Below are 438 nucleotides of genomic sequence, written 5' to 3' on the forward strand. Positions count from 1 at the left end.
GCGCGATGCTCATCATAAATAATGGTGAAACGGTTGCCGAACAGGAATTGTTCGCCCTGATGAGCGCACCAGCGGTCCCGGACCTGTTGCGTGTGGCCGACGAGCCGTTGACAGTCAAAGAGCTGAGTTCCCGCGCCGACGTCCCGCTTTCGACCGCATACAGGGAGGTAAAACGGCTCCACGAGGCGTCACTCCTCGAAAAGTCGATTATGGTGGACCACAGCGACGGCCGACACGTCTCGCAGTACTGCCGGACGTTCGAACGCATGGAGGTGCTCGTCACCGACGACGGGCTTCGAATCGAGTTGGCCGGGTGAGAGACATCCGTCGTTTCGGGGCTTAGACGCATTCGCGGAGCGACGCGATAGCTTCGCGGGCGCGGTCCATCGCAGCAGACTCGTCGAGCGTCAGGACTTCGCGGTCCCGCATCAGCACCTG

1 protein-coding gene is annotated in these 438 nt (G+C 61.4%); it reads left to right on the forward strand.

Annotated elements, in window-relative coordinates:
• Window positions 1-5: 5 nt before the first annotated feature.
• Entirely contained in the window at window positions 6-317 is a 312-nt protein-coding gene (locus DVK06_RS17945) for a helix-turn-helix domain-containing protein (RefSeq protein WP_004058493.1), read from the forward strand.
• The last annotated feature ends 121 nt before the right edge of the window (window positions 318-438 follow it).

It is taken from the genome of Halorubrum sp. Atlit-28R (assembly GCF_003665955.1).
In the GTDB taxonomy this organism is placed as follows: domain Archaea; phylum Halobacteriota; class Halobacteria; order Halobacteriales; family Haloferacaceae; genus Halorubrum; species Halorubrum tropicale.

Excerpts from the sequence above, each read along its gene's own strand:
- DVK06_RS17945 (WP_004058493.1), top strand. The coding sequence starts at position 6 with ATGCTCATCATAAATAATGGTGAAACGGTTGCCGAACAGGAATTGTTC.